The sequence below is a fragment of the Mesorhizobium sp. M7A.F.Ca.CA.001.04.2.1 genome, assembly GCF_003998485.1.
In the GTDB taxonomy this organism is placed as follows: domain Bacteria; phylum Pseudomonadota; class Alphaproteobacteria; order Rhizobiales; family Rhizobiaceae; genus Mesorhizobium; species Mesorhizobium ciceri.
The window spans coordinates 1-7,631 of record NZ_RZQT01000206.1 but is presented as its reverse complement, the minus strand read 5'-3'; the positions used below and the strand labels follow the sequence as shown (position 1 = coordinate 7,631).

The 7,631-nt window shown below is 63.2% G+C and carries 7 protein-coding genes and 1 pseudogene; 4 read left to right on the top strand and 4 right to left on the bottom strand.

Features of this window, described 5'->3' with window-relative positions:
- Nucleotides 1-275 (bottom strand): annotated as a pseudogene (locus tag EN955_RS35195) (hypothetical protein); the annotation flags it as partial.
- 334 nt (nucleotides 276-609) lie between these two features.
- Here EN955_RS35195 and EN955_RS32835 point away from each other — a divergent pair.
- Together EN955_RS32835 and EN955_RS32830 are read left to right on the top strand one after the other, a co-directional pair.
- The gene (locus tag EN955_RS32835) at nucleotides 610-2,058 is read left to right on the top strand and encodes a HAMP domain-containing sensor histidine kinase (protein WP_013529765.1); all 1,449 of its coding nucleotides are present in this window, start codon (nucleotides 610-612) and stop codon (nucleotides 2,056-2,058) included.
- Complete coding sequence (locus tag EN955_RS32830; protein WP_013529766.1) at nucleotides 2,055-2,750, top strand: response regulator transcription factor; 696 nt, start codon at nucleotides 2,055-2,057, stop codon at nucleotides 2,748-2,750. The genes EN955_RS32835 and EN955_RS32830 overlap by 4 nt, the downstream gene beginning before the upstream one ends.
- Before the next feature lie 185 nt (nucleotides 2,751-2,935).
- Here the strand turns inward: EN955_RS32830 and EN955_RS32825 are convergent, their stop codons facing one another.
- From EN955_RS32825 to flhA, 3 genes are read right to left on the bottom strand one after another with little or no spacing between them, the layout of a single operon-like run.
- Entirely contained in the window at nucleotides 2,936-3,319 is a 384-nt protein-coding gene (locus EN955_RS32825; RefSeq protein WP_013529767.1) for a hypothetical protein, read from the bottom strand.
- A gap of 2 nt (nucleotides 3,320-3,321) precedes the next feature.
- Entirely contained in the window at nucleotides 3,322-4,074 is a 753-nt protein-coding gene (gene fliR / locus EN955_RS32820; RefSeq protein WP_013529768.1) for a flagellar biosynthetic protein FliR, read from the bottom strand.
- Entirely contained in the window at nucleotides 4,071-6,158 is a 2,088-nt protein-coding gene (flhA, locus tag EN955_RS32815) for a flagellar biosynthesis protein FlhA (protein ID WP_024502704.1), read from the bottom strand. The genes fliR and flhA overlap by 4 nt, the downstream gene beginning before the upstream one ends.
- Nucleotides 6,159-6,305: 147 nt before the next feature.
- On the opposite strand from flhA, the gene EN955_RS32810 reads away from it, so the two are divergent.
- Nucleotides 6,306-6,605 (top strand): putative quinol monooxygenase, encoded by a 300-nt coding sequence (locus tag EN955_RS32810; protein WP_024502703.1) that lies wholly within the window; start codon nucleotides 6,306-6,308, stop codon nucleotides 6,603-6,605.
- Nucleotides 6,606-6,734: 129 nt separating this feature from the next.
- On the top strand, nucleotides 6,735-7,631 hold an 897-nt coding region (locus EN955_RS32805), incomplete at its 3' end, for a chloride channel protein (RefSeq protein WP_164769947.1).

Here is a 7,631-nt window from a genome sequence, read left to right as displayed (position 1 = left end):
CCATTTCCACCGTCTGGAATGGCCTGCGTGCCGGCCGCCCCACCGGTTCCTGCATCCGGACCGTTGCCCGCGACGCCGGCGTCACCTGCATCGCCACCATCGCCGCCGTTGCTGTCTACGTCACCATCACCGCCCCTGCCTCCGGTCGCACCATAAAGAGCCTGTGCATGCGCCGGCGCCGTCAGGATGACTGGCAGCAGCAACGACCCCGCGAGCGCCGTGGAGCACAAAAGTACAAGCGGGCGTATGAGCGAGCGACGATCGCGAATTGTCATGGAATTCCCCCCGTGTGCCGCAAGCAACGATTCCGCGGCCGGCCCGATCGCCGAGCGTCCCGCGAAAATCATCGCTTGCCGCTGCGTCGGGTCGCGTGCGTCCGCCACGCACATCGCCCGACTGCTTCCTCACAATCCGCCCGGCGAAACCACCAAGACGATCGCGGCCGATGATAAAACGTCCTCTCCCGACAATTCCACCGATCAATTCTATTGAATTCTGACCAATTCTTGCACGGGCGGATCGCGCTTGCCTCCCCGCACAACTCCTGCGAGATTCAACATTTGGCGCATCGGGGGGTGCGGCAGGGGAACCCCGTGCGAATACTCGACCATGCTTGATCTGAAGACCGTTCTGGTTGTTACGTTTGCAACCGCAAGCCTGCAGGCCGTCACCTGGTTGTTTGTGTGGCTGGCGTGGCGCCGCCTCTATGAGTTGAAGTTTCTTGCGGCCGGCTTCGTCGCTATCGCGGCGGGGGTGCTGCTGATTCTCCTGCGTGGGGAGCAGCCGGCGGCCTGGGCCATCGTGCTCCACAACACGATCATCAAGCTAGGCCTGGTGTTGCTGGCCGAGGGTCTGGCGCGCTTTCTGGGACAGCCACGCTATACCTGGATCAGCATTTCACTGCTGATTTTCCAAATTGTCGCATGGAGTGCCGCCCTCGCGATGGATCCGGGCGACATTGCTATACGCATTCACGCATCGACCTTCTTTACGGTCGTGATGATGTCGGTGATGTGTCTTGGGCTGATGCGGGACCGGACGCAACCAACCCTCCTGCGCTGGATCACGATCGGTGTGCTTGCCGAGTATATCGCGGCTAGCGTTCTCCAGAGCATCATCGAATACCGGCTGCCGGTCGATTTTCAAGGCGCCTCGGTTCTGGCCGACCGCAACGCTTGGTATCTGCTGCAGGGCGCGCTGTTCCTGATCGCCTTTTTCGGCTGCCTGCTGTTCATGGTCAGTTCGCGGCTGTCCTCTGCGCTGCTGGAGAAAAATATCGCCTTGTCGCGGGAGGTACGGGAACGACGACGGCTGGAAAGCCGGTTGAACGCGAGCCTGGCGGCCGAACGTGTGCTTCGCGACGAGCAGGCGGACTTCATGCGCGTCGTCAGCCACGAGTTTCGCACCCCGCTCGCCATCATCCGCAACGCGGCCGACATGATCGGCCTTGTCGGCCACAAGTCGCCCGAAGCGACACGAGAACGGATTGCCGGCATTGGCGAGGCGCTCGATCGCCTGTTTTCCCTGATCGACCGCTTCATGGCCAATGATCGCGACAGCGGGTTTCAGCCGGAGATGATACGCGTCGGTTTGCTTATTGCCGATGTGCGGCTGCATTTCGGGATGACCGGGCGCGGCGAGCGCCTGATCTTTACGGCGGATGACGACGCCGTTTCGCTTGTCGCCGATCCCGAGATGCTGGCGACCGTCCTGATCAACCTCATCGACAATGCGCTCAAATATTCGTCGGAGGACCAGCCAGTGGATATCGATGTGCGCAGCGAAGGTCGAAGTGCGGTCATTCGGGTGCGTGACCGTGGCATCGGCATTCCACAGGCCGAGCTTCACAAGATCGGCAGGCGCTTTTTCCGGGCCTCCAATACGATGGCGGGAACCGGAACCGGTCTCGGCCTCTATTCTTCGCGCAAATTGCTGGCCTATCACGGCGGCAAGCTGCAGTTGCTCGCCAACGACGACCAGGGCATTACGTCCATCGTCAGCCTGCCTCTGGCAGGCGAGGCAACGGATCGACTTTCGCCCGAGGAACTGACCGCATGACGCATATTCTGATCGTCGAGGACGAGCCCCGGCTGCGCAAGGATCTGGCGGATTTCCTGGAACTGACGGGCTTCACGGCCGAAGGCGTCGCCACGGCAGGGGAATTGCGCCAGACGCTGGCCAACGGCAGCTCGCCCGCTGTCATCATCCTCGATGTCGGGCTGCCCGATGGGAACGGGTTCGATCTGGCAACCGAAATCCGCAAATCACATGCCTGCGGCATCATCATGCTGACGGCGCTCGGTGACAGCGACGACCGTATCCGTGGCTTTGAGAGCGGCGCCGACATCTACCTGGTCAAGCACAGCACGCTGCGCGAGATCGACGCCGCAATTCGCAGCCTGCTGCGACGGACGGGAGCCCCGCCCGACTCTGCCAACGGCAGCAGCGATCGGTGGGTGCTGGACGGCACGAACTGGATGCTGATCGCGCCCAATCACCGTTCGCTTAAACTGACGGCGGCCGAGTTCGCCTTCATGAACGTGCTCTGCAACCGTAGCGGCGAAATCTGCCAGCGCGAGGATCTGGTGGAGCTTGTCGCCCGTCCCAGGTCGAACTTCGACAACAGGCATCTCGACGCAGTCGTCAGCCGGCTACGCCGCAAACTGGAGGAGCACATCAGCTTGCCCGCGCCGATCAAGGTCGTCTATGGCGTTGGCTACATCTTCACCGCAGCCGCCGCCGTGCAATGAACGTCTGCTCAACGGCTGCTTCCAGACCGAAGCATCGACTGGTCATGGCGCGGCAGGACCTCGATGTGCAGCCTGCAATGTCCGCTCTCAGGAAGCCACCATGCCCGCCCCTAAGACCGAGATTGCCGCCATTCGCAACCTGGTAAATGACGCTCACCGTTGGCCCATAGCGGAACACCCTCAGCTTACTCCTCGCCCTGCTTCTGCGCGATGATGTCGAGCCGCTCGCGGTCGGAGCGTTCGCGCTCGTCGCGGTTGCGCACGTCCTTGTAGGCACGCTCAACCATGTTGGTGCGGGCGGTCGCGGCGGCGATGAGGCCGGCTTCTTGCTTCGCGCTTGCCAGGTTCGCCTCCTGGCGCACGACCGCTTGGGCGATGCGGCGGTGGTAGAGATCGGGGAACAGGGCGGAAAGCGAATCGGGCTGGTCGAAATGGCCGACCAGTTCCCTGGCTTCAGCCTCGGCGGCACTGGCCGCGGCAAGGAAGGTGGCGTGGCGGGTTTCGTGCAGCGCCTTCAACTGTTCCTGCACCTTGACCAGTTTCTTGAGGCGGTCCTTGCGCGTGCTCATGGTCATCTCGCCAGCGTCAGGTCGACGAAGCCGTCGACGAACAGCGACAGCATGGTGCCGACGGCGAAATAGAAGATGATCATGCCGCCGGCGATGATGAAGGGCTGGGAGATGAAATAGATCGGGATCTGCGGGGTCAGCTTGTTGACGAAGCCGATCGTCAGATTGACGAGAATGGCATAGGCGACGAACGGGCTGCCGAGGCGGATGACCAGGAAGAAGGTGTCCGACACCGTGTCGGTGACATCGACGAGGGCTGCCTGCGGGTTGAAGAAGATGTTGACCGGCGCGACCGTGTAGGAGGAAACCAGCGCGCGTATTATCTCGTGGTCGAAATCGAACACGAACAGCATCAACAGCGCCGAGAACGAGATGATCGCGGCAAGGGCTGCCTGGGGTTCGGGCTCCTCGATCGCCGGTCCGCCGGTGCCGCCATAACCGACCAGCATGGCGATGGCCGAACCCATGAAGCGCAGGGCTTCCATGTAGAGCCTGGTCATGGCGCCGATCAGGCCGCCGACCAGAAGTTCCGAGATGATCATCGGCACCAGGATCTGCGGGCGCGGGTCGACGAAAGGAAAGATCTTGTCCCACAGGAAGGCGAGCAGGCCGCCGGTGGCGGCGACCGCCACGAACAACCTGACCTGGACCGGGACGCGGGCGCTGGACAGGCCCGGCATCAGCATGAAACAGGCGCCGATGCGGCAGAAGGCGAGGAACGCCGCGATGACGACGCCTTGCGACAGCACGCTCACGATATGGTTCCGAGCACCCTGATCTCGACGCCCTTGGCGATTTCGACGTGGCTGAGCACCGGCAGCGTGGTGAACAGCCGCTCGATGATCATGCGCACATAGGGGCGGGCGTCGGGCGCGGTGACGAGGACGAAACGTTCGCCGGCTTCCAGATATTTCTTGATCGCCTTGGTGGCGTCCTGGCCGAACTCCTCGAGCTGGCGCGGGTCGATGTCGAACTCGCGCACCTCGCCCTTGGCGTCGCGCTTGAGGCTCTGGTGGAAGGCGAGGTCCCAGCGGTTGCCGAGGCGAAGCACCTTCAGCACGCCGCCCTCGGACAGGTCGCCGCAGATCTGCTGGGCCATGCGGATGCGGACATGCTCGACGATCTGCTCGGTGCGGCGCACATGCGGCGCGATCTCGGCGATCGCCTCGATGATCAGGTGCAGGTTGCGGATCGAGACGCGCTCGGCGAGCAGCAGCTTCAGCACCGCCTGCAGGCCGGGATAGGAGATGTGCGTGGTGCAGATCTCATCGGCGAGCTTGCGGTATTCCTGGTCCTGGCGCTCCAGCAGCGCCTTCATGTCCTTGTAGGACAGAAGCTGCGGCAGGTTGTTGCGGATGACTTCCGAGAGATGGGTGAGCAGCACCGACATGTTGTCGGCGAAGGTGTAGTTCTCGCGCTTCAGATCCTCGGCGAAGGTTTCCATGACGGAATAGGCGCGCATGCCGAAGGCCGGCTCGCGGATCTCCTCGCCAGGTATTTCGGGCACGTCGCGATTGCCGAGCAGCACCATGATCTCGCCGACCCGCATCTGGTATTCGGCGACCACGGTGCCGTGCACCTTGATCTGGTAGCTTTTCGGCGGGATGGCGAAATCGTCGGCGACACGCACTTCCGGCACGACGAAGCCGTACTGGGTGGCGAATTTCTTGCGCATCTTGCCCATGCGGAAAACCAGTTCCTGATGCGACGTCAGCAGCCTTGTCGACAGCTGCTTGCCGATCAAAAGCTCGATCTCGGCGGTGGCGAGCGAGGCCTTGACCGAGTTCTTCTCCTCCTCGACCTTGGTCGCCTTTTCCTGGTCCTTGATCGCCTCGGCTTCGGCGAGGACACGGTTGGCGCGCATCGGGATGACGTAGCCGAGGCCGGCCATGCCGGCGGCGAGCGCAAAGAACGGGAACAGCGGCAGGCCAGGCATCAGGCCGAGCAGCACCAGCAGAGATGCCGCGACATAGAGGGCGCGCGGATGGGCGCCGAGCTGGCCGAACACGGCCTGGTTGGTCGAGCCGCGGGTGCCGCCCTTGGAGACGAGCAGGCCGGCGGCGAGCGACACGATCAGGGCCGGGATCTGGGTGACGAGGCCGTCGCCGACCGACAGCTTGATGAACACGTCGGCGGCTTCGCCCATGCCCATGCCGTGCCTGATGTAGCCGATGGCGATGCCACCGACGATGTTGATGGCGGTGATGATGAGGCCGGCGATGGCGTCGCCGCGCACGAACTTCGAGGCGCCGTCCATCGAGCCGAAGAAGGAGCTTTCTTCTTCCAGTTCACGGCGGCGCAGCTGCGCGGTCTTGTCGTCGATCATGCCGGCGGAGAGGTCGGCGTCGATCGACATCTGCTTGCCGGGGATGGCATCGAGGGTGAAGCGCGCGCCGACTTCGGCGATACGCGTGGCGCCCTTGGTGATGACGATGAAGTTCACCACGATCAGGATCATGAAAACGATGAGGCCGATGACGAAGTCGCTGGCCATCACCAGCTTGGAGAAGCCGGCGATGACATAGCCGGCCGCATGCGTGCCCTCATTGCCATGCGCCAGAATCATGCGCGTGGTGGCGATGTTGAGCGACAGCCTGAGCATGGTGGCGATGAGCAGAACGGTTGGAAAAGACGAAAAATCGAGCGGCCGCTGGATCCACAGCGCCACCATCAGGATCAGCACCGAAAGCGCGATCGAGAAGGCGAGGCCGATGTCGATGAGAAAGGCCGGAATCGGCAGGAACAGGACGGCCAGGATGATGACGATGCCGATGGCGAAGAAGACGTCGCGGCCGTTCTTGGCCACCGCGCCGGGCTGAATGCTTTCGCTGATCGCCATATCGTCCTCAAACCCCATAGACTGCCGAGCGCGCGACAGCCCTGTGAGGGTAGCCCGCCAAGCTTGCGCGAGGGTGGGAGACTGGCTAGTTCCAACGATCATGCGCAGGTCGCCGTGTCGGCCGGCCTCGTAAAGAAGGCAAACCCCATGCTTCTGATCATCGGCACCATCCGCTTGCCGCCAAACAAATTTGAGGAAGCCAAGCCCGCAATGGAGCGCATGGTTTCCGGCAGCCGCGCCGAGTCCGGCTGCATCCAATATTCCTATGCGCAGGATGTTTTCGATGCCGGGCTCATCCGGGTCACGGAAGTCTGGAGCGACAGGGCGGCACTCGACGCGCATTTCGCCTCGCCGCACATTGCGGACTGGCGTGCGAGCTGGCCGGCGCTTGGCATAGGCGAGCGCAACCTCGTGCTCTATGAAGCCGGCGAGCCCATGCCGACCTGAACTGTCCATCGGCGATCGATATCGCGCTGTCGCCAACATGGTGTCTGTCGGCATTGTGGTTGCCATGCCGTGCTGCCGGGCGTATCAGGCTGGTTTTCCACTGCCTTTTGATATCGGCGAGCCGCCCCGGTGCTTTCCAGAAACCACAGCGAAGTCTACGCCCGCCGGCTGCGCGCGGTGCTGATCAGGTCGTTGCCCCTGCTCGAGGCGCGCGGCATCGTGGTGGTCATCCTCGCCGGTGTCGTAGGCGTCATGGCTGGCATATTGGTCACGGCGATGAGCCAGATCGTGCAGGACCTGCACGGGCTGCTGTTCGGCGTTCAGCCAGGCGGCCGGCTTTCCGGCATGTTTTCGCTCGCCAATCCGATGCAGGCGCTGATACCGGCGATCGGCGGCATGCTGCTGGGGCTGACGGTGGTCTGGCTCAGGATACGGAAATTCCGCACACCGATCGACCCGATCGAAGCCAATGCGCTCTATGGCGGGCGCATGTCGCTGACCGACACCTTCATCATCGCCGGCCAGACGATGATCTCCAGCGGTTTTGGCGCCTCGGTCGGGCTGGAAGCCGGCTACACGCAGGTTGGCTCCGGGCTGGCATCGCGGCTGGCGGGCATCTTCAGGCTGCGCCGCAACGATGTCCGTATCCTGGTCGGCTGTGGTGCGGCCGGCGCCATCGCCGCTGCCTTCGATGCACCGCTGACCGGCGCCTTCTACGGCTTCGAATTGGTCATCGGCATCTACTCGGTCGCCAATGTCGCGCCTGTCATGACCGCCGCGATCTCAGCCTCGCTGACCGCCGAAATGTTCGGCGGGGTGCCGTTCCCGCTCGAGCTTTCGGGTCTGCCGGCGCTCACCGCCAGCCAGTATGTGCCGTTCCTGCTGCTCGGGCTGCTCGGCGGCGCCGCCTCGATCGCCATCATGCATCTGGTGACATTGATCGAGCGCGGTTTCGCCAGGCTGTCGATCGATGCGTCGCTGCGCCCCGTCATCGGCGGCGTCATCGTTGGCTTGTTGGGGCTGATC